The sequence below is a fragment of the Sebaldella termitidis ATCC 33386 genome (assembly GCF_000024405.1).
Lineage (GTDB): Bacteria > Fusobacteriota > Fusobacteriia > Fusobacteriales > Leptotrichiaceae > Sebaldella > Sebaldella termitidis.
Window position 1 is genome coordinate 1,355,751 of record NC_013517.1, and the last position, 21,930, is coordinate 1,377,680.

General features: G+C 31.7%; 21 protein-coding genes. All 21 read left to right on the top strand.

All coding sequences use genetic code 11. From position 1 onward, the window contains the following. Positions 1-183: 183 nt before the first annotated feature. The 21 genes from STERM_RS06190 to STERM_RS06285 all read left to right on the top strand — a co-directional run bounded on the left by STERM_RS06190 (position 184) and on the right by STERM_RS06285 (position 21,929). Positions 184-918, top strand: a complete 735-nt coding sequence (locus tag STERM_RS06190) for a putative HNHc nuclease (RefSeq protein ID WP_012860716.1) — start codon at positions 184-186, stop codon at positions 916-918. 713 nt (positions 919-1,631) lie between these two features. Further along, positions 1,632-2,033 (top strand): DUF3592 domain-containing protein, encoded by a 402-nt coding sequence (locus STERM_RS06200; protein ID WP_012860717.1) that lies wholly within the window; start codon positions 1,632-1,634, stop codon positions 2,031-2,033. Positions 2,034-2,167: 134 nt separating this feature from the next. Then, the gene (locus STERM_RS06205; RefSeq protein ID WP_012860718.1) at positions 2,168-2,566 is read left to right on the top strand and encodes a DKNYY domain-containing protein; all 399 of its coding nucleotides are present in this window, start codon (positions 2,168-2,170) and stop codon (positions 2,564-2,566) included. A 61-nt stretch (positions 2,567-2,627) separates the two neighbouring features. After that, on the top strand, positions 2,628-2,777 hold the full coding sequence (locus STERM_RS22075) for a hypothetical protein (protein ID WP_012860719.1): 150 nt from the start codon (positions 2,628-2,630) through the stop codon (positions 2,775-2,777). 67 nt (positions 2,778-2,844) lie between these two features. Beyond that, entirely contained in the window at positions 2,845-3,039 is a 195-nt protein-coding gene (locus STERM_RS06210) for a DUF4177 domain-containing protein (protein WP_012860720.1), read from the top strand. A 223-nt stretch (positions 3,040-3,262) separates the two neighbouring features. After that, positions 3,263-4,189: a terminase small subunit gene (locus tag STERM_RS06215; protein ID WP_012860721.1), complete on the top strand. Its 927-nt coding sequence runs from the start codon at positions 3,263-3,265 to the stop codon at positions 4,187-4,189. Positions 4,190-4,191: 2 nt separating this feature from the next. After that, positions 4,192-5,442, top strand: coding sequence for a PBSX family phage terminase large subunit (locus STERM_RS06220; RefSeq protein WP_012860722.1), 1,251 nt, complete (start codon positions 4,192-4,194; stop codon positions 5,440-5,442). A gap of 1 nt (position 5,443) precedes the next feature. After that, positions 5,444-7,633: a phage head morphogenesis protein gene (locus STERM_RS06225; RefSeq protein WP_012860723.1), complete on the top strand. Its 2,190-nt coding sequence runs from the start codon at positions 5,444-5,446 to the stop codon at positions 7,631-7,633. Next, a complete protein-coding gene (locus tag STERM_RS06230) occupies positions 7,623-8,093 on the top strand; it encodes a phage virion morphogenesis protein (RefSeq protein ID WP_012860724.1) in 471 nt (156 codons plus the stop codon). The genes STERM_RS06225 and STERM_RS06230 overlap by 11 nt, the downstream gene beginning before the upstream one ends. Before the next feature lie 67 nt (positions 8,094-8,160). Continuing rightward, on the top strand, positions 8,161-9,039 hold the full coding sequence (locus STERM_RS06235; protein WP_012860725.1) for a hypothetical protein: 879 nt from the start codon (positions 8,161-8,163) through the stop codon (positions 9,037-9,039). A 1-nt stretch (position 9,040) separates the two neighbouring features. After that, positions 9,041-9,418: a hypothetical protein gene (locus tag STERM_RS06240; protein ID WP_012860726.1), complete on the top strand. Its 378-nt coding sequence runs from the start codon at positions 9,041-9,043 to the stop codon at positions 9,416-9,418. Between the two features lie 12 nt (positions 9,419-9,430). After that, positions 9,431-10,429, top strand: coding sequence for a hypothetical protein (locus tag STERM_RS06245; RefSeq protein ID WP_012860727.1), 999 nt, complete (start codon positions 9,431-9,433; stop codon positions 10,427-10,429). Positions 10,430-10,438: 9 nt separating this feature from the next. Next, positions 10,439-10,774, top strand: coding sequence for a hypothetical protein (locus STERM_RS06250; protein WP_012860728.1), 336 nt, complete (start codon positions 10,439-10,441; stop codon positions 10,772-10,774). Between the two features lie 3 nt (positions 10,775-10,777). After that, positions 10,778-11,185 carry a hypothetical protein gene (locus tag STERM_RS06255; RefSeq protein WP_012860729.1) on the top strand — a complete coding sequence of 136 codons (408 nt, stop codon included), beginning with the start codon at positions 10,778-10,780 and terminating at the stop codon, positions 11,183-11,185. 3 nt (positions 11,186-11,188) lie between these two features. After that, the gene (locus STERM_RS06260) at positions 11,189-12,127 is read left to right on the top strand and encodes a phage tail tube protein (protein WP_012860730.1); all 939 of its coding nucleotides are present in this window, start codon (positions 11,189-11,191) and stop codon (positions 12,125-12,127) included. Between the two features lie 12 nt (positions 12,128-12,139). Then, entirely contained in the window at positions 12,140-12,724 is a 585-nt protein-coding gene (locus STERM_RS06265; RefSeq protein WP_012860731.1) for a hypothetical protein, read from the top strand. 92 nt (positions 12,725-12,816) lie between these two features. After that, on the top strand, positions 12,817-12,951 hold the full coding sequence (locus STERM_RS22675; RefSeq protein WP_256594931.1) for a hypothetical protein: 135 nt from the start codon (positions 12,817-12,819) through the stop codon (positions 12,949-12,951). Positions 12,952-12,961: 10 nt separating this feature from the next. Further along, a complete protein-coding gene (locus tag STERM_RS06270; protein WP_012860732.1) occupies positions 12,962-18,739 on the top strand; it encodes a hypothetical protein in 5,778 nt (1,925 codons plus the stop codon). A 2-nt stretch (positions 18,740-18,741) separates the two neighbouring features. Continuing rightward, complete coding sequence (locus STERM_RS06275) at positions 18,742-21,030, top strand: hypothetical protein (protein ID WP_012860733.1); 2,289 nt, start codon at positions 18,742-18,744, stop codon at positions 21,028-21,030. After that, positions 21,014-21,307, top strand: a complete 294-nt coding sequence (locus tag STERM_RS06280) for a hypothetical protein (RefSeq protein ID WP_012860734.1) — start codon at positions 21,014-21,016, stop codon at positions 21,305-21,307. The genes STERM_RS06275 and STERM_RS06280 overlap by 17 nt, the downstream gene beginning before the upstream one ends. Before the next feature lie 10 nt (positions 21,308-21,317). Further along, positions 21,318-21,929: a hypothetical protein gene (locus tag STERM_RS06285; RefSeq protein WP_012860735.1), complete on the top strand. Its 612-nt coding sequence runs from the start codon at positions 21,318-21,320 to the stop codon at positions 21,927-21,929. The last annotated feature ends 1 nt before the right edge of the window (position 21,930 follow it).

Below are 21,930 nucleotides of genomic sequence, written 5' to 3' on the forward strand. Positions count from 1 at the left end.
GTCAAGAAAAAATGAACAACACAAGGTTGTTCATGAATAAAAAATTACTATTATCTTCACTAGCAAATATATTGTAACAAAGATAAAGATGTATTACAACTATTTTTTGAAAAAAATTTAGTTACTAAAAAAAACTTGTGAATAAAGAAGTAGTACGGGAAAAAGATATAGAGAGGTGGCGATATGGCTTTAGCAGAAATAACAAAAAATAAAATACTTTTAACTGTACCGGTTCAGGAAGTCACTCCGGATATTAAAACAGAACTTGAAGAAGTCCTGAATAATTATCCAATTGAAGTAATTCCTAAAAAAATGATGTCAATTGAGCAGATGAGACTTATTTATGTTCTGTTTCATCAATGGGCCGAAGAAGAAGCAGGAGGAGATTATTTATATATAAAAGATGTTTTGATAGGAGAGTTCTGTAGTAAATATGAAATTCCGGGATTTTCTACGAGTCCATATAAAGCTAATACTCTGGACATGGAAACAGCAACACAGTTTATTCAGTTCATTATTGAGCTTGGTATTCAGGAGAACAGGGTATTGTATATAAGGGATAAAAATCAAAACTATAAACACATCAGGACTATAGTTCCGGATATCCAGAAATATGTGATAGCTTGTCTTAGAAACCGGGTATGTGCGATATGTGGGAAAAGGCATGATGAATATAATACTGTGGAATTACATCACTGGAAGTCGGTTGCTTCAGCTGTAGGGACTTATGAAAATGATGATGGGCTTAGTACACCTTTTATATCATTGTGTACAGAGCACCATCAGGAGTTTCATCATAGAGGAGTGGAAAGTTTTAAGGATAAGTATCATATTGAGGGTGTATATTTGAACGAGAAATTAGTTATAGAGCTTAAAGAGATTTATACTAATCATTTTAAGGCTTTTAAAGAGAAATAAGAAAAAGAAGTGATATAAATCACTTCAATTAAAATGAGAGGAATAATAGGAATAAAGAAAAAAGACTCAAAGTTATCCCCAAAAAAATGAATAAAAAAAATCCTAACTTAAAATATTTGGGTAAAAAAGATATAAAATCATTAAGCTTTTCTGAGGTTATAATATTGTATTTATAGGAAGAAGATAAATTTTCTGAAAAGTAAAAATATTTTGTATTTTTTCCTAGGGATTTAATATAAATTCCTTTAAAAGCATTTGGAAATTTATAAAAAGAAATTTTATTTTTCTGATCCATTGTTATTTCTTTTCTTATGCATAAGGATAAAATTGTTGAAATAACAAATAAACCTATGATCTTTAATATTATGTTTTCAACTAAGTAACTGGAAAATTTTGGTGTTATAATAAAATTTAAATCACCCATTATATAAATTATTGGAATTAGTAAAGCTGTATAAAAACTTAAGCTTAAGAATATAAAAAATAAATTTAAAGGAATAATGCCTTTTAATACTTCTTTTTGTGAATTAATAAGAAATCACCTCCTGAACATGATAATTATTATAGCAAAAAAATTAGAAATATAATAATAAAAAAAAGAGTTAATGTTATTTTGTTTGGACAATGGCAATTGAATATTTAGTCTTGTAATGAATATGAAAAAAATATATAATTTCTGGTGTATTAATTAAAAAAATGAAAAGGAAATGATTATGGAAAAAACTATAGGAATAGTAATAACTATTATAATAGGATTAATATTTATAACGATAGGGGTGTATTTCCGAAAAAAAGATGAGAAATTAAAAGAGAATGGAGTAAAGTCACAAGCTAAAATACTTGAAAAAAAGATTGGAATTAGGAATAGGGCATATGTAACCGTAGAGTATACTGTAGAATACAAAGTAATAATAAAAAGAATAGTTACAGCAAGGTCAATATATAAGTCATATCCATTTAATGAAGGTGAAAAAACAATTATTTATTATGACAAAAAAGATCCTAAATCTTTTTGTTTTGAAAATGATAAAAGACATATCGCAATATCAAACATATTTTTTTGTGCAGGGGGTCTGGAAATAATTGTAGCAATTTTGAGTTTTTTTCTAAATTAAATATCCCTAAACAAGACTAAATAAGACAGTCTTGTTTTTTATTGAAAACCAAAACTAGACAATGGCAATCGAGTATTTAGTCTTGAATTAAAAACTATGTTATAATATAACAAACCAATTTTAGGAGGTTATAAGTGATAAAAAAGTTATTGATTTTAGCAGGGTTATTTATAGTATTTCAGTTTGGGTATTCTTTAAGTTGTATTGCTTCGTATTACAGAGTGGTAGATGGAGTACTTAGATATACTGGTGCTGGTCAAAATAGGGTAGTAAAAAATGTTGATATCGAAACATTTGAAGATTTGGATTGGGCTTTTGGAAAAGATAAAAATAGAGTTTACTATTTAGGACAGAATATTAAAAATATAGATGCGAAAACATTTGAAGTTATTCATGAATATAAACCAATTCCTGAATTTATAAAAAGCCCAGTGCCGACATGTGGCCCTCCGAATATTGAAAAATTTAAGGATAAAAATGGAACATATGAATTAAAGGATATTCAGAATGGGAAATTACAATTAGAGGAGTAAAAAATAAAACAAGACTAAATAAAAACAGTCTTGTTTTTTATTACAAAATAAAGGAGCCAAAATGAAAAAGTATAGAATAAGATGTAAGTATTGCGGAAGATTCCATGTTGAACTTAAGGTGTATGAAAAAGCAGAATTAAAATGGAAGTGCAGACAATGTAAGAAAGAGAATCAAATATTAGTAACAGTAGATAAATACTTTAAAAATTAGAGTGTTTTTTTATTTTTTGTGATAAAATTTAGGAAAATGAATTATGAAGAAAGGATAAGAGTGAGCTATGGAGAAATTTGAATATCAGGTCTTAGAATTTGGGAAGTCAACTTTTGTAACACTAGATATAAAGAACATACAGCCAACATTAAATAGATTAGGAGCAGAAGGTTGGGAAGTAGTGAGTATGATAACAATAAATTTTACTGACGGTGGAACCCGTTCAATTATCGCTACACTTAAACGAAAAATTATAGATTAATATTAAAAAAGAGCTGAAGTTAAGTAAATCATATATTTACAAGCAGAAAGAAATATAGTATAATTAAGTATAAAATTAAATATCATGCAGAGGGATTACCTTAAATGTTATTGAGAACATTTTTAATCTGTAAGAGACCCAAGAGGACTTAATACGTAGCAATGCGTATCAGGTCCTTTTTTTGTTTGAAATTTATTTTTATGGAGGTAGATAGTGAGAGGTTATGGCTAAATATGAAGAAGCATTAATACAAAAAATAAAAATACAATATGAAAATGGAAAATCTATAAGTAAATTATCAAAACAATACTCAGTTCCGACAGGAACCATAAAAACATGGTCCAGTACATATAAATGGGTAAAGAAAAAGAATTCCAACCAACCAAAAATAAAAACGGTTGAAAAAAGAACCAACCAACCAACTGAAATGGAAATTGGTTTATTACATGATGAAGATTTAGTGACAGATATAGTAGATGAGGTAATTAGCGAGGAGAAAGCAAAAAAAACATATAAAGTATTTACTGAGAAAGAAAGAATGTTTATTACATATTACTTTGCATATAAATTTAATGTAAAAGCAGCAAGTTTAGCAGTGGGCTATTGGAGCGAAGTTGAAGGACACCGGGTATTGAATAAACCAAAGATAAAAAAGATAGTAAGAAGAATTAAGCAAATAATTCTGGAAAGGGCCGATATAAATTTCACAGCAAATGAATTATTGGAAGAATTGTTTCTGGTATTGAAGAAAGCAACAGGGGAAATACCACAGAATAAGATATTTCTGATAAGTAAATTTGATAAGAAAACTATTCCGGTATCAGTTAGAACTTATGAAGGTAAGTTAACAGATGGAACGGAGGTAAAAGGGTCAAATATACTTGGGGTAATAGAAAAAGGAAGTTTTAAAGATGTTGTGAAGAATCAAATAAATGAAATATCCTATCAGGTTCCAGAAGAGTATGTATTAAAAGATACGGATTTAAAAGCAGCTAATGCAGCAATAAAATTAATAGCGGATTTATATGGTTTTATGGATAATTCTAAATTAGCAAGAGAAAGATTTGAATATGAAAAAGCAAAAAATATTGAAGAAAGAGAAGCAGAGAAAAATATTAATATAACTTTTTCAAATGACTTGGAGGAGTAACAATGCAGGTCAAATTAAGTCAGGTAGTAGGAAAAGGATATAAAACTTTTTGGGAAAGCAAGAAAAGATACAGAGTATTAAAAGGAAGCAGAGGAAGTAAGAAAAGTAAAACAACAGCACTGTGGATAATTTACAATATGATGAAACATAAAGAATCTAATACCTTAGTTATAAGAAAAGTTTTTAATTCACTAAGAGACAGCTGCTATTCAGATCTTTTATGGGCTATTGAAAGACTGGGAGTCAGTCATTTATGGAAATCCACAAAAAGTCCGCTTGAATTAGTATACAAACCTACGGGACAGAAAATATTATTTCGTGGTTTGGATGATCCGTTAAAGCTTACATCAATCACAGTAGAAAAAGGTTACTTATGCTGGGTATGGATTGAGGAAGCTTATGAACTCATGAGTGAAGATGCTTTTAATAAACTTGATTTGTCAATCAGAGGGAAATTACCTGAACATCTATGGAAACAAATTACTTTCACATTTAACCCGTGGAATGAAAAACACTGGTTGAAAGCAAGATTTTTTGATGTGGAAGATGAGGATATACTGGCACTTACTACAACTTATAAAATAAATGAATTTCTCGATGATGATGACAGAAAAGTATTTGAAAAAATGAAAAGAGACAACCCGAAAAGATACAGGGTAGAAGGTGAAGCAGAATGGGGAATAGCAGAAGGTCTCATATTTGAAAACTGGGAAGAGAAAGAATTTGACTACAGGGAAATATCTAAAAGAAAAGGAGTAGTCTCAAGATTCGGACTTGACTTCGGATATACGAATGATCCTTCCGCTTTTACAGGTTATCTTGAAGATGAAAAAAATAAAGAAATATATGTATTTGATGAATTCTATAAATCCGGAATGCTGAATGACGAGATAGCAAACCAGATTAAATACATGGGGTATGCAAAAGAGGAAATAATAGGAGATTCATCAGAACAAAAAAGTATAGAAGAAATAAAAAGATACGGAATAAGACGGATAAGACCATCAGTTAAAGGAAAAGACAGCGTACTTCACGGAATACAGTTATTACAGCAATATAAGATATACATCCATCCGAAGTGTGTAAATACTATAACAGAATTTTCAAGTTATATATGGGATACAAAGGATAATAAAGCACTAAATAAGCCTGTGGATGCTTTTAATCACATAATAGATGCAATGAGATATGCAATATATAAACAGCCTAAAAAAGGAATAGATGTTGAAAGATTACTAAAGAGAGGAAGATAAAATGTTTTGGAAAAACAGAAAACCAAGGGAACCGTCATATATAACAGATAAAGTATTGATACAAAATATAGCCCGTAATGTAATAGACATAAGCAGCTTTGATATCGAGTATAAAAATATTTATGAAATAAGGGAACTGCAGGAGATATTTGAATATATAGATATAAATACTGCAGTCTCAACTCTGGTCCGGGGAGTAACATCAAGAGAATTAATATTTACGAGTGAAAATGGAAAAGAAGAGAATAAAAAATTAATAGAAGAGGGCCAGAAAAGAATTAATAATATAAAGGGGAAAATGAACTTTATAAAAGAGCTGGCCAAAACACCTTTCCTTAAAATAACAGTCCATGAAATAATTTATAATGATAATTTTGAGATAGAGAGAATGGAATTTATTCCAAGAGAATTAATAAGATATGACAAGGAAAAGAAAAAATTCTATATAGAGACTAATGCAACAGAGAATATATATCTGGATAATCCAATGAAATGGCATGTAGCTGTATACAATGAAAGTATAACAAGACCCTATGGAGAAACCATATTAAAATCCATACTTAAAACCTATGAAGAAATAAAATATATAAAAGGAAAAATGAACGGAATAATAGAAAAGTATGGCGGGACAATTGTACTATTCGGGTATGATCCTAATTTAGAAGATGACTTGGTAGAAAAAACAGGTTTAGAACTAAAAAGAATGATGGATTCAAATACTGTCGGAATTCCAAGTGAAAGCGGAATAAAGGATAACATTGTATTATTGAGACTTGCTGATCTTAATATAGAAATTCATACTCTGCTTATGGAAAAACTGGAAAAGAAGATCTATCAAAATCTACTGGGTAGCACACTTACAGTAACAGACGGAAGCAACGGAAAAGGAACTCATGCTTTAGGAACTGTTCATCAGGAAGAAAAGGAAAAAATAGAAGATGAAATTGCCTTATTTGTGAGAGAAGAGCTCGATAAATTAATAGATATAGACGGATTAATACATGGTTATGATCCTAATCAGTACTATATAGAGATAAACAGACAAAAGGACCGGGGAAAAGAACTTGAAATAAAAAATCTCGAACAGGATGAAGTAAATAAGAAGGCAGATTTGATAGTTAAATTATCACAGGCAGGTTATGAAGTAGAGGATAGTGAATTACAGGAAGTATTCGGATATAAGACACTGAAGAAAAAAGAGCAGCAACAGATTAATAATTCGTTTTTTGAATTCTCTAAAAAGAATACTGAGGATAGTAATCAGAAAACACTGGAGTATCTTGAAAGACTCAGGAAAAGAATAATATCCGGAATAAGTGAGAAGGTAACAGAACAGATACAAAAGATAAAAACTCCTGATGATATAAAAAATCTAGATACAGGAACTAAAGAACATGAGAATGCCCTAGTACTATCAGAGTTATGGGGACACTATCTGACAATAAAAGACAGGGAAAAAGTAAAGGAATATAAAAAGAAAAGTGAATTTGCCTTTTATTCTGAAATAGATCTTCAGGATATATTTAATATGACTTTCAATGAAGCTGTAAACTGGCTGCTTGATCGTGAACCGTTGATGTATGATCAGATACAGAAAGTAATAGAGAGATACAGGACTAATTATTTCTGGATAAAAAGAAGCACAGATATTGAAGTAACAAAGATATTATATGCAGAGCTATTAAAGAATCTTGAACTCGGCCAGACTTTTGAAGATTTTAAAAAGAATCTTGATATAGAGAGTTTAGGTCTCGGAAGTGATGGGTATTATCTGAAACAGGTATTTGATCAGACAATGATAAATGCTCAGGCCGTGGGACAGTGGGAACAACTGCAGGAAGGGATACAATATGGCTACATATACGGTTTGTATGATGCTGTAGTAGACGGAAGGGAAACGGCTCTTTGCAGAATGCTTGATGGAAAGATATACAGGTTGGATAGTCCGTTTTGGGAAATATATTATCCGCCAAATCATTTTAAATGCAGAAGCAGAGTGATTGCACTGAGTGAAGAAGATATGCAGACTTACGGATATTCAGCTGAGAATATTATTCCGGAAAACAAACCACAGAAAGGTTTTAATAACAATATAGGAAGTAATTATATTACAGGAATAAAAAGATATGTAAACCAGAAAGAAAAAGAGGCTGAAATCTTATACAAGAAGGTAAGTAACTATGAAGGCTAAATTTAAGGTAATAAGAAAACTTAAGAATATAGAAAAGAGAGTAAATGCAGTAAAAAATATGTATGATATCACATTTTTAACTGGAAAAATCTCAAAAGACATGGAAAAAGAAGTTGATATGAGATTTCGAAATGAAGTGGATCTGGAAGGAAAACCTTGGAAAGAGCTAAAAAGCAGGAGCATAATATCAAAATATAATTCAGGTTTAAAGAAGAAAAAAGGAAGAAAAGCAGTGAAGGGCAGAAGTAAGATACTTCAAAACACGGGAAGGTTGAAAAGATCTATACAGGCAAGAAATACTAGAACAGAAGCAATAGTTGGAACAAATATAAAGTATGCAGCAACTCATAATTTTGGTTATCGTAGGATTCCACAAAGAAGATTTATGGGCCTAAGCAGAGATCAAAGGATTAAATATAAAGATTGGATAAGAAAATGGCATAAAGGACAGCTGAAGTAAAAATGTTGAAAAGATGTTGAAAAAATAAGGTAAAAAAGTTAGATAAATGTGGAAAAGAGGTGGGAATGTGCGAAAAAAGATAAAAATTTTCAAAAGTGGAAAATACAGACAGGGAGAATATGATAAGGAAAGAGTCAAGAATATATTTTCAAATGCTAAAGAAACAGAAGCAATATTTTTACACAGTTCATTATGGGCTAAAAATGAAAAGCCTTTGAATCTGGGTAAATTCAGTAATTATGAGTTTAAAGATGCAGATGGAGAAATAGAAGTATTTGCTGATCTTGAATTAAATGAAACCGGAGAAAAATTCTATAACGGAAGAGTGTTAAACGGAGTATCAGTGGAACTTCCTAATGATGAACTTACAAAAATAGCAATACTGCCAAATAAGGTTAATCCAGCAGTAGAAGGAGCAGAATTTCAGGAAGCACCAATATTTATGGAATTTCAGGAAATAGAAGAAAAAAAATCAGAAAAGAAAGAAAAAGGAGAAGATAAAACTATGGATAGAACAGAGGTATTAAATTCATTAACAAAAGAAGAAATACAAGGACAAGCCCAAAGGCTTAACATAGAAGTAAAGGAGAAACTAAAAGCAAAAACACCGGAAGAAATAGAAACAGATATAAAAGCAAAGCTGAATAAAGAATATGCGGATAAAGAAAAAGTAACGGAATTCATGAAAGAGAATGATAAAAAAATCCTGCCGGCATTTAAACCTTTTTTTGAAAAAATAGCGGAAGAGAGTTTAAAAAGTGAAGTAAACTGGGAATTCAATAAAAAAGATACAACACTCTTTGAGGGGTTACAGGAATTTATGAAACAGATGAATGAGTTTTCAGGCTTTAAAAACTATTCAGATAATATAGAGTTTGCTGATCAGGGAACAAATGAAAACAGTCCGTTTAAACAAGGACAAAAAGCAGTAGAAGGAGGAAATTAATATGGCAAGAATGGGAATAGAGTCAATAAAGAAGGAATTTGATTACAGAGTAATAGAAATTACAAGAACAGGAACATATAAAGCAGTGGCTAACATTACAGTTCCGGATAATAAAGTTGTGATAGTGGCAATAGATAATTCGGATCCTGCCGAGGCACAAATAAAAGAATACACAGGAACTGCAGGCGATCTTATTGTAGGAGTAATTAAAGAAAATGTAACAGCAGGAGATAATTCTGTTGTAATAAAGAGAGGGAAACTTGATAAAAAGGCAATACACACTTCAAATATATCTGGTTTGGAAGATTATGAAGTATATGAAATATTGGAACAACAAAACTTGTTCCCAGAAAATATAAGTGAAAGACAAGAATTTTAGGAGGATATAAGAATGGATAAGAAAATAGCACAAATAATATATTTTGTAGGGATACTTAGTAAAATAGAACCTACAGAAAAGACTTTTTACCTTGACCTGTTAAAAGGACCTAAGATAAAAACACCAGTATCAACGATAATATATGATGCATATGTACCAAAATATGTTAGGGCAATGTTAATTGGAAATGATGATAAAACAGCTGGGAATTATGCAGGAAGAGAAGGGTATAACCAGTTTAAAGTTACACCTGGAAAAACTAGAGAAAGATATCAACTGACAGCTGATGAGGCGGAATATATAAAAGCAGGAGAAACAGCATATTTTAACGGAACTGAGAGAAAAGCTTCTGATGCCATATATGAAAATGTGGCAGTATATTTGAAAAATTCCATAATATCAAGAATGGATCTGATAACAGCTGAGTTATTGTCAAAAGGTGAATATTATGCTGATACCGGAGAAAAAATAAGTTTTGATATACCAGCAGTGAAGTCAAGAAAGAAAAATGATATATCAGATTTTAAAAGTTTTCTTAGAATTATGAAAGAAGAGATAAATGATTACAAGAAGAAATCATTTGATACTCCGGACAGAATATTGGTAGGAGAAGATATAGTAAATGATCTTATAGATGATGAATTCTTCATAAATCAGGTAAATAAACTGGGACTTGCCAATGTAACAATAGATGATAAGTATATTGCAATAGCAAAAGTATTTAATTATCTGTTGTTGGAAAGTGAACCAATAACAGATATGAAGGGAGTAAGCATAGATATAGCCAAAGGTAACAGGATGACGTTACTTGCCACAAAGAGGTTACATGTAGGCCATGCCGGGGTAGATGTACTTGATTCAACAGGAACTCCAAAGAAAATAGCAGCAGAATACATTATGAGAAATACTTCGGATGAACTAAATGCCACAGCCCTATACGTGGGTGAGTCATGTTTTACACCAATAATATCAAATCCAAAATCTGTAGTAAGAATAGATGTAACTAAATAGGGGAAGAGTATGGGAGCTGATTATGAGCTCCCTCAGGCTCTGAAAATTAGATTGAATAAGCTTGGCTACAATGATGAAAAGATAACAGAGAAAATAACAGAATATTCAGAGGAAGCAAGAGTATATATAAATTTGGAGCTTGAGGGATTTGAACTGAAAGAAGAAGAAATACATCTTATAAAAAATAATTATATTCAATATAAGTTGTTTTCAGATGTAGAAATGGAATCCCTTGTGGAAGATAAAAGAATTTTCATAAGGGAACTCATTGCAAATATAAAAAAGAATAAATTAAGACTTCAAAATGAAGAAAGAGAGAAACCTAAGAGGACGAAGGTGTTTTGAAATATGAAAACAGTAGATATATTTTTAAAGAGAATAAAGGAATTAAGCGGAAAAGAATGTGAATTCGGGTTTCTCAATGATTATACATTTAAATCAATGACTTTGGCAGAAGGCAGATTTATAATAGAGCCTCAGAGTATAAATTCCCGTACAATAGGAATAAACCACAGAAAAGAAAGAAACAGAAAACTGACTTTGTATTATGTAATTTCAAATGATGTGGTAACCAACTCAAAAGAAGTTGTGGAAGAAATAGAGGGATTATTGAAAGAAATGGAAAAAGACAGAGAAATATTATCAGAGATAATAAACTTTGATTATTATTGCATGGTAAGAAATGCAAAAGAAGATGAAGGAGATTTAACAGGGCTTGTAATCTTCGAAGTAAATTTGGATATAAAGGAGAGATAATAAATGGAAGTAAGAGTATTGGTAGGAAAACAAACTGCCAGAGGAACAGCAGAGATATCGACTATGTACAGATTAGCAAGTACAGATTTTGGAATGGCTCCGAGTGTTGATAAGACTACATCAGAAGCATTAGGTTCAGGGAGATGGGAGCGTGACGGTTTTGTATCAAAGATAGCAGTTGAAGGAGATTTACCGGTAGAAGCAACAAGAGAACAACTGGAACTGCTCTTCTACGGAGCAGGATTTGACGGCGTAGCTGATTCAGTGGATCCTGATTTATGGTTAATTTCTCCATCAAGTGCAACAAAGAATTATCTTACTGTAGGAATGGATGATGTAGATAACAGTATGTTTGAATATTCAAAAGATTGTCTCATATCTTCAATAGGGATAAGTGCTTCTGTAGCATCGTATGTGACAGCAACAGCCAGTATGATAGGAATGGATTTTACAACAAATAGTACAGGATATACGGGAACAGAAATAGCACCTAAAGGAGAACCGCTGATTTGTCTGGGAACAACAATAAAACAAAACGGGGTAGATATAACTTCAAAAGTAGAAAGTATAGATATCAACATAGATAATAAACTTGAAGGAAAACAGTCACTGAACTCTGAGTATTACAAAGCAATAAGACAAGGAGAGCGGGGAAGTGTGACAATATCAATGACTTTTAACGAATTTGATAAACCAACATATATTCAGGATTTAAGCGATATAAAGTCGAACAATTCATATGAAATAATAACTGAATTTGCAGAAAAAAAGAATCCGACAAAGATATTCAGAATGACTTTTCCTAACTGTAAGCCAACAAAAACAGAAAGAACAGACCTTGCAGGAGCAGGGGGACTTACAAAAGAAGTATCAGCATATTACGATGAAACAGCAAAAACACCGGTAAAGATAGAGATGACAGATTATGCAAGTATTTTATAGTAAGGTGATAATGTGGCCAAAAAGAATATAGAAATAATAGACAGAAGTAAGGAGAATGTTTCTTCTGTTCCGGATAAACAAGAAAATTTAAAGTATCAAAATGAAAAGCTAAGAGTGAATAACCAGAATCCTGATAATAAGGGCCTCAAGAATACAGGTGAAGATATCAAAAAAGAAATAGAAAGTAATGAATCACCTGTAATACCTGAACAGCAAATAACTAATATAAAAACATATGGAACAAAAACAGATAAATTAGTAGTAGAACTGGTAGGAAAATACAGAAATATATGGAACTATCTTACAAAGCCGGATGTAATAAGAAGAATAAAGGAAAACAGCAAAGATATAGAAGTAATACCAATAGAATACAGTTTCATGGAAAGTAAAGAAATAGAATTTCTGTTTTCTCAGATAAAAGAAATTTATCTGGATGGTGTCAGTATAGAAGTAAGTATGGAAAACTTAAATAAATTCAGCGATAGGCATGGGGAGATATTAAGTGAAGTATTACTGGAATTAATATCCTCAAATGTAGAACAGATAAAAAAGTATCAGGCCAGAATTCAGATAATATATATGCTAGGGCGTGTCTAAATATAGTAAAAGGACATGAGACAACAGATGAGGGATTACAAAAAGTAATAAGTGATATTCAGAGATATGTAATATATTTTGGCATAGCAGGTATGGGTGGTTCATATGAGATAAGACATTTACCACTAAGTAGATCAATGGATGAGCATCCATATTGGATGATAGTAAAACTAAAATATATAAAAGACAGACTAAATATAGCATATCAGGAGAAAAAACCAAAGTAAGGAGGCAAAAGTGGAACAGGACAGAATAGAAACGGTCTTAAGTGTGGTAGATAACTATACAAGAGAGATAGAAAGATATAGAAATGAATTAAAGACTGTGACAAAGCAAATAACAGATATGGGTAATACTTCCGGAGGAGCCGTTTCTGGTGTTCGGAAATTGGCAGCCTCCTTAGGTGGAATAAAAGGAATTCTGGCCGGCTTAGGAATAGCAGTAGGAATAAAGGAAATAGGAAAATTAGGAATGAGTTGTATAGATGCAGCCTCAGAAATAAAAGAACTTGATAATGTCCTGGAACAGGTATTTGAAAAAGGAAGTAATGAAGTAGTAAAGTGGGCAGACAGTATATCAACAAATGTAGGAAGAGCAAGTTTTGAACTACAAAAACAGGCTTCTATATTTGGAGCAGTATTTAAAGGAGCCGGGATAAAAACAGAAGATCTTCAGGATATGTCAATGGCCTTATCTCAACTGGCAGCGGATTTTAGTTCATTTTATGATAATGATATGGAACAGGTATTTAATGCATTAAAATCTGGACTAACGGGAGAGACTGAACCATTAAAACGTTACGGGATAATTTTAAATGAGACAACTGCTGCTGAGTATGCTTTGTCAATGGGAATAAAAACAAAATGGAAAGAGATGTCGGAAGCTCAAAAACAAATTGTAAGATATAACTTTCTAATGGAAAAAACAAAGTTTGTACAGGGAGATGCTGAAAGAACAATAGACAGTTATGCCAATCAGGTAAAAGTACTTAATGCATACTGGGACAGTATAAGCAGAACTCTTGGACAAAAATTTATTCCTGTCGGAGAAGACACTCTTCATATAATTAATAACTTAATGGGAACTATAGATGGCTGGCTGAATAAACCAACAGCAGGAGGATATATAGGAGAATTTTTAGGAGAAGCATCAGAAATCCAGAATCTTGCAGCAGAATATGAAGCATTATCTAAAAAAGCAAGCCTTACAAATGATGAGGAATCAAGGAGAGTACAGATATTTTCTGAATTACAGACAAAATATCCGGATATACTATCAGGTATAAGCGGAGAGAAAAGTGCATACAGGGATGTAATAACAGCTCTTGATGATGTAATAGAAAGGCTAAAGGAGAAAATAAAGCTTCAGATAATGGAAGGCTTTTCAGATGAAATGGCCAAAGAAGTAAAGAAATTTACAGATAAAATAAATAAAGCCATGGAAACAGCAAATAATATAAAAGTAAAAATAGCAACAGATTTTAACATAGATGCAGATAAATTTGTAACTCCTCAAATGGTAGAAGAACTGAAAAAGTCAATGGATAAAGGTATGGCAGAGCGAATGGCAGCTACAGGAAAAATGACAGCAGAGTTTGAAGATATGCTGGTCCAGCAGGGAGTCAATGATAAAAATGCTATATACATAGCCAGAATGTTAACAGATTACGCAGCTAACCAAGTAGAAGTAATGCAAAAACAAGAGCAGGGGTATGTAAAACTTGAGGATAATCTGACAAAAATAGCTCAAAAGAGAGATAATACAATAGAAATATTTGATAAGTTTGCCAGTTCAATAGAAGCAGGTGATAATCAGATATTACAAGGAATTTTCTCGGTCAAACAAGACATAAAGAATAATGCAAATAACATAATATCAAATTCAAAAATAGCTCAACTGGAATCAGATAAATATATAGCTGGAGTGGTAAGAGATTCCAAAGGAGAAGTAGTAGGAAGAATAGATGGAAGTGAAAAAGCTCTGTCAATGGAAATGTTACAAGGATTTTTGGAAACTAATGACCATATCACAATAATGGGAAGTGAACTTCATACGACAATATCCAAAGGACTAAACGGAATGTATAACATAGTCCAAAGAAGTGCACAAAATGGAGTAGTCGTAAATGAAACTGATAAAAATGCCGAGAACCTTGAAAAAGCAATAAGAGGATTAAGTAAAAATATAAATAAGCCAAATCTTGGAGATTATAATAAAGCGAGCGGAGGAAGCAGTAAAAATAAAGGTGGAAAAGGAAAAAGTCCAGAAAAAGATAAATGGGAGCAGATGCTTGAGAGTCTAAATAAACAGATAAAAGATTTTAGTATTAACAGTGAAGTATTGGCAGGAAAAATAAAAAATGCCAGAAATGAACTTGATAAACTGGAAATAAGTAAAATAATAGATTTTAGAGATGCCCTAGACTGGTCAAATGCCGAAGTATTACAATCCTTCATAAAAATAAAAGAAACATCAAGGGATTTAGCAAGAACTCTGGGAGATAAAGGAGCAGTAGAGCAATATACACAGGAAATAAAGAAACTGAATGAACAGCTGTATTTTGCCAATACTTCGAAGGACTATAAGAAAAAGACAGAAGAGCTAAATTATAACATAAAAAAAGATGATAATAAGCAGGTTTACAATGAATTAATAAAAAATATGGCAGAATACTTTGAAGCATCCAGTATAGACTTAGAAAAAAGATATACAGAAGGAATGGACGATTATGATATTTACTTAGATAAACAGATTAAGCTGTTAGAGGGAATAGAAGATACATTTGATAAATTGGGATTAACCAATAAAAAACTGGCAGCAGTGATGGAAAAAGAAGCCTTAATAAGAGAAAAAAACCAAAATAATGTAATAGATCAAATAAAAGAAATAAGGGCAATGGGCGAGCTATTGGGAACAGATCAAAGCGAGGTAGACAAACAAATAGCAGATGTATATAAAAATAGTTCAGAAACAATAGCAAAATCCATATACGAACTTACTAAGAGGATAGAGCAATTAAAGAAAAATACACCACAATCAACAGAAGTAAAAGAAGAAAAAACGGAAAATTCGGTAAAAAATATAGAAAAATCTGATAAAAGTACAGAAGAATTACAAAAGGAATTAATCTTTATAAATTCAGAAATAGTAAAAAATCAAAAAGTTTTAAGTGAATTAAATAGTCATCTATCTATATTACCAGAAAACTTAAGAAGTAAACAGGAAGAAGAGTTTAAAAGGAATATAGACTTATGGCAAAAGCTTTTGGATAACGCCTATGCTAAAAAAGAACAGTTAGAATATAGTCTTGGGACACCGGCAGTAGTAGCAAGTACGAAAAAAGATGGAGAAATAACAGGGCTGTTAACAACAGAAGACAAGAAAATACTGGAAGATTTTAATATAAAACTTGGAGAGAAGCTCAAATATATAACTCATGGAATAAATATAGATTTTAGCGTATTTAATACTATTGATGACATAAAAGCCATGTATGATGAAACACAAAAACAGTTATCGGAATTATCAGGGAAAAAAGATAATGCAGTAAATAAGAGCAAAAAAGAAACATATACAGTTTTACTGCAATCATTATCAGAAATACTTAAAACGAATACGGGCAGGGAAATAGTAAATAAAGGGACACAAAAGACAGTAAAAGCAAAGGATATAGGAGAATTAGAAAGATTAAAAGCAGAAGAAACTGAAAAACTTGTCCAAGCTCTGAAAAATGAAAGAGAACAAAGGGAAATAGCAAGACAAAGTTCACAAGTATATGATTTTGAAAAAGGAATAGAAGATCTGTTTTTAAATATAAACCCACAAGGAATACAGGAAAGTCTTATATCCGGAGTAAAAGATCTTTTTGATAAAGCAGTTACTGGAACAGATATAGGTGGGGTATACCGAGATAAATACAATGTAGCTTTTGGAAATACCTTTAAGGAAGTAATGGCAGATTTTAAGCCAAGCGGAAATTATCTTAAGGACCAGGAAGAATATCAGAAAAGATTTATCGGAGCTCTTAAAGAACTGGCGACGAGTTCGGATGCAGCAGTACGAAGTATAGCCAACCTTACCTTATTTGATACAGTAAAAGGTCAGCTTGATGAACTTGCCGGGCATCTAACTACGGCAGGAGAAGTATTAAAAGATGACTTCCTAAAAAATCTGGCAATAACAGTAGAAAGCCTGGCATCATTAGCTGAAAGCCTTAAAAATACAAGTTTAACAAGTAATTCAAAACTAGGTGGAATACTTGGAGGAGTAGGAGGATTTCTTTCAAATGTAACGAGTGGAATAGGCATGGTAACAGGTTTAGTAACTACAGGAGTATCTTTATTCCGAAGTGCTGGAAATCTTTTAGGTTTTGGAAGTAGTAAGAAGCAAAAAGCTAAAAATGAAGAGGAAAGAAAAAAAGCAGCTGAATGGTATGAAAAACAATTCAAAGAAAATGCTGATCTTATAAAGAGTATAAATGATCTTACAGGCTCTATAGTAGATTTAAATACAAAACTTATTCAGAATATTGCAAATGATACATCAGATAAAAATATAACAAAACAGAAAAATTATTATGATAACCTGATTACAAAAACAGGAGATCTGTTTGATGAGAATATCACAGCGACAGGATACAGTACAAGTAAGAAAAGAAGATTATTCGGTTCAAAAACAAAAGATTCATATGGAACATTAAATCAAAGCTTTGATGAGTATTTCGGAGATGCTTGGAAATACACAGCAAGAGATTCAAAAAGTCTAGAGCAGTTCTATGATGCATATTTAAAGAACTTTGACATAAATACTCTTAAAAAGAAACTTGGGAAAAACAGCCTGGACAATCAGAATATAGATGAAGTAAAAGGTCAATTTCTCAGATTTATTGATGATATTAAAACTATGGAACGACACTCTGCAAATTTACCAAAAAATGGAATACTGGAAAGTTTTGAGGGTGTGGAAGTAGTTGATGTATTTGAGCTTAGAGATGAATATCAGAAACAGCTTGAGAACATCTATAAAGGAATGGGAAAAGATCCTGAAAACCACAGGGAAGAAATCCTAAATCAGGTCAATGTTCTTATTCAGGAGGGACAGACTATAATTAGTGCCTTTAATGATGTGAAAAGTACATTCTATGGCAAAATTATTGAAGGCGACCAAACTATTATGTCTCTTGCTACTGGAATGGAAAGCTATTTTACAAAGCTGAGAACAAATATATCAAAAGTATTTTATGATATTAATTTTCAAGGCTTAGAGGAAGGTTTTAATAGTAAATTTGCAAATATTTCTGATAAGTTGGCCGACCTTAGGCTTTCCGGAAATACAGACTTAAATGCTTTTGTAAATGAAAACCTCAATTTCTGGAATGAATTTACAATGCTTAAAAGTACTGAAAATATAAAAAATGATATGAATGAAGTACTTAATATCTTAAAATCCCAAGCCAAAGGAGCAGGCTTAAGTGATGATGTAATAAATGCAATGTTTCCTGACTCGGCTATTGAAGATAAAGCCTCGGATATAAAAAATGCATTGGAAAAAGCAATGAGAGATGCATTGGACACCAATTCATTCAGTCAGTTCAGTATGTCACTTGGAGATAGTATTTATAATAGTGTAAAAGACGGACTGATTGAAGCTTTTTATGAATCAAATACATTTAAGGCACTTGCCGAAAAGTATTTCCTGAATGAAGATTACACAAAAGCACTGGAAGGAGCCGGAAGTTTTAAAGATGCATACGATATTATTAAAGCACAGCTCGATAAAGCAGAAATACAACTACAGGCAGAAGGATTAGATTTCAGAGGAACAAACTCATCTACAGGAGAATATTACGGTGGCTTATCAAATAGTTATAAAACAGCCACAGGACTTTTGGCTAGCGAAATGAAGTTTGATTTTACTATTAATAATTATGGTTTTCTTGCTATTGATGACCTTATGAAACATATAACAAAAACAGTAAAAGAAGAATTACATAAATCAAGTAAGAAGGAGGTCTAAATATGTTACCACAAAGCTATATAGATAAAACATACCTGGAAGAAAATAATTTGAAACACCGGATAAAAATATATAACAAAACAAAAAATGTGGATATATCGGAATATCTAGACAATGATACTTTGGAAATATCAAAATTTCTTGAAAATGAAACACAAAGTATAGCAGCTAATACTTTAGACCTTACTTTCTTAAAGCCTGAAACAGATAAATCATCAGAAAAAGAAGTAATATATTTCTCAGACAGTGACAAAACCTTTGATGTATACGACATGTTGTTTACAGATTTTAAAGATAGTTATGAAAATAACATCATAAATTTAAATGATGAAATTCATGTAATAGATCTGTTTGACGGAGAAGAACTTCTTTTGTTTGTTGGAATAGTTTCAGAACCGGTCATTCGGCGTGAACACCTGAGAACATACATAAAGCTGAAACTGGAAGACAAAACATCTATAGGATTTAAGAAAAGATTTGATAAAGATTACGTATTTCAGGGTTATTATGTTTATCATTCAGGAGCAAAGAATTTATCTCTTTTGTATAAATTGGCCAAAGAACTAGGATTTGAAGATATTGATATAGAAATAGAAGAAATGAAGCATACTTTAGGAGATTACATAACAATACCCGTTGCAAAATTTGAAAAAGACAAAAGTATTATGGAAGAACTTGCAGAATTAGTCCGGTCAGTAGTAGGGGATATCTGGGTAACCCGCGAAGGAAAATTAAAAATAACAAGTCTATTAAATCAAAAGGATACTAATATTGTTGATTATAAACTAAAGTATCGAAATATCCTTAATTATCTTGAGTCCACTGTAACAAAACCGGAAAGTAATAAAGTAGAAGTGTCATTTACAGAAAATAAGACAGAAGCAAGACAGGCTGTATTTATTCTTGCAGGACAGAATGCAAATTATGAAGCTGACGATGCAAAAGTAAAAGTACCTGCAAATACACTAACCAATAACGAATATTGGCAGATAAAGTATCTGACTGATTATGTAAATAATCTTGAAAAAACTCCTGAGGTAGTTGCATATATTCCAAATTCAGACGGAACAAAGACATATATAACATACACAGACTATGAATTGGTTCTTGATAATGACGGAGGAAAAGTAAAGTTTTTTAATCATACTACTTCGGATATCTTCATAGAGAAGTTTAAACTGTATGGAGAGCCGATCAAAGTATACGAGGGAAATACTGTTACTTATACAGAGAAGAATTTAGCAGATCATGAAATAGAGCTTTACACATATGACAATAAATATATTCAGGATATACGACTTGCCCAAAGTGTTGCAAGATATTTATATTTTAAAAATTGTAGAGAAAAAACAACACATAAAATGAGGACTAACAGTATTCCATTTCTGGAATTACAGGATGTTGTGAAACTTGATTTTGAAGAATTAACCGCAGATATACAGTTAACAAAGATAACACAGAAGCAAAATGAACTTGAGATAGAAGCTGTAGAATATGAGGAATACAAACCTAATACAGAGTATTTTGAGAATCAGAAGTCCAACCTTTTCGATGAATCATATCTAAATAATGGTTATGTTGAATGGGGAAATATAAAATATCCTGCAGATAAACCACCAACACCTATTAATTTAGTTCCAGAGAATCTACATTTAGGAGTGGGAGCAAAATGGGATAAAGTAAACAGGGATGACATTCAGGAATATATAGTGTATATGAAAGGCTTAACTGAAAATGGGGATTATACAGGACTGAATTTAAAATTTAGCCGTGGAAACAGTACTCACTTTTTAGCAAATACGGACCCGGGATTTTATGAAATAAAAGTATCCTGCGTAACAATGGCAGGGATGGAAAGTGACCAGTCAACTGCTGTAATAGCTAAGTCACTTGAAATAACTGGGGAACAGATAGGAGTGGACGGAGATACAATAGTTGTTGATACAGGAAGTAAAAAATTAATATTGGGAACAGTTTACGCTAAAAATATATCAGCTGATAATATCCTTGCAAGACATATAGCAGCGAATCAAATAGAAGCGAAGCATGTTAAGGCAAATACAATAACAACAGATAAAATACTTTTTGGAGCAGGAGATGCAATTCAGAAAAATGCTTCCGGGGGAATAGAAGTAAAATTAATTAATGGAAATAGTCTTGATATATCCGGAATGCTACAGGTGTACAGTAAGGCAGGGCTTACAGTATATAACAATACTACAGATGCAAACTCTACTAAAAAGACTGTGATACAAGGCGGGATGATTATATTCTATGAGAGGTCTCCCTAGCACGGGTAGTTGGTACAGAGTAGCAATAACAACAATATCAATAAGAAATACAAGTCCTGTATATTTAAAAAATCTTGAAACTTTAACCGTCTATACTAATTCAACAAATGCTTCAAATACAAATATAATAGTAAATCCCATAATGCTCGAATCAACAAGACTGACAGAGGGAGCAATAAGTACAACAAAGAGAATTGAAAACGGTAAAGTAGTATTTGACCTAAAACCACTTAACTGTAATGCAAAATTCAATTATCAGGTATTTGAATATAATTAAGGAGAGAAACATGGGAAACTGGGAAAAGAAAACAGTACTAATTAAAAGAAAAATGTTTCCAATATCAACCGGAATACAATTTAAACTTTCAGATTTGACTGATGGATTAGCTTGGGGAGATCATGTTGTGAGGGCAGGCATAACTAATATGGAACATGGATATGATACTTTTTCTACTGAATGCGAAGTAGTGAGAACCGGTCATGATACCTATTATACGAGAATATGGAGACAGGGAGTAATAAGTGAGGGAATAGTACGAAATTACTCTATTCCTTATACAGGATTCGGAGCAATTCACACTATTGTAAATGAAGTAAATTTTGGAGGAATATCGATCTACATAGCTGTGCATGACTGTATTCCACCGCTACAGGTATTAGTATTGGTGAATGATGAATACTGGCTTCTAAATCAGGTATTCAATAATACAAGTTTTAGTATATCAAATACTCTAAAGGTTCCTGCAACAGATTATGTCACAGGAAATGTAAAGGTACAGTTAATACCACAAACAGGACAAATATATACCACAACAAGAGCAGATATATCTTTTAGTAAATTTGTAAAAACCAGAAATGAAATAGCCGGAACAACGAATGTTTTAGCTTATGAGGTGTAAC

Excerpts from the sequence above, each read along its gene's own strand:
- STERM_RS06190 (WP_012860716.1), top strand. The coding sequence starts at position 184 with ATGGCTTTAGCAGAAATAACAAAAAATAAAATACTTTTAACTGTACCG.
- STERM_RS06200 (WP_012860717.1), top strand. The coding sequence starts at position 1,632 with ATGGAAAAAACTATAGGAATAGTAATAACTATTATAATAGGATTAATA.
- STERM_RS22075 (WP_012860719.1), top strand. The coding sequence starts at position 2,628 with ATGAAAAAGTATAGAATAAGATGTAAGTATTGCGGAAGATTCCATGTT.
- STERM_RS06210 (WP_012860720.1), top strand. The coding sequence starts at position 2,845 with ATGGAGAAATTTGAATATCAGGTCTTAGAATTTGGGAAGTCAACTTTT.
- STERM_RS06215 (WP_012860721.1), top strand. The coding sequence starts at position 3,263 with ATGGCTAAATATGAAGAAGCATTAATACAAAAAATAAAAATACAATAT.
- STERM_RS06220 (WP_012860722.1), top strand. The coding sequence starts at position 4,192 with ATGCAGGTCAAATTAAGTCAGGTAGTAGGAAAAGGATATAAAACTTTT.
- STERM_RS06225 (WP_012860723.1), top strand. The coding sequence starts at position 5,444 with ATGTTTTGGAAAAACAGAAAACCAAGGGAACCGTCATATATAACAGAT.
- STERM_RS06230 (WP_012860724.1), top strand. The coding sequence starts at position 7,623 with ATGAAGGCTAAATTTAAGGTAATAAGAAAACTTAAGAATATAGAAAAG.
- STERM_RS06240 (WP_012860726.1), top strand. The coding sequence starts at position 9,041 with ATGGCAAGAATGGGAATAGAGTCAATAAAGAAGGAATTTGATTACAGA.
- STERM_RS06245 (WP_012860727.1), top strand. The coding sequence starts at position 9,431 with ATGGATAAGAAAATAGCACAAATAATATATTTTGTAGGGATACTTAGT.
- STERM_RS06250 (WP_012860728.1), top strand. The coding sequence starts at position 10,439 with ATGGGAGCTGATTATGAGCTCCCTCAGGCTCTGAAAATTAGATTGAAT.
- STERM_RS06255 (WP_012860729.1), top strand. The coding sequence starts at position 10,778 with ATGAAAACAGTAGATATATTTTTAAAGAGAATAAAGGAATTAAGCGGA.
- STERM_RS06260 (WP_012860730.1), top strand. The coding sequence starts at position 11,189 with ATGGAAGTAAGAGTATTGGTAGGAAAACAAACTGCCAGAGGAACAGCA.
- STERM_RS22675 (WP_256594931.1), top strand. The coding sequence starts at position 12,817 with ATGGGTGGTTCATATGAGATAAGACATTTACCACTAAGTAGATCAATG.
- STERM_RS06275 (WP_012860733.1), top strand. The coding sequence starts at position 18,742 with ATGTTACCACAAAGCTATATAGATAAAACATACCTGGAAGAAAATAAT.
- STERM_RS06280 (WP_012860734.1), top strand. The coding sequence starts at position 21,014 with ATGAGAGGTCTCCCTAGCACGGGTAGTTGGTACAGAGTAGCAATAACA.
- STERM_RS06285 (WP_012860735.1), top strand. The coding sequence starts at position 21,318 with ATGGGAAACTGGGAAAAGAAAACAGTACTAATTAAAAGAAAAATGTTT.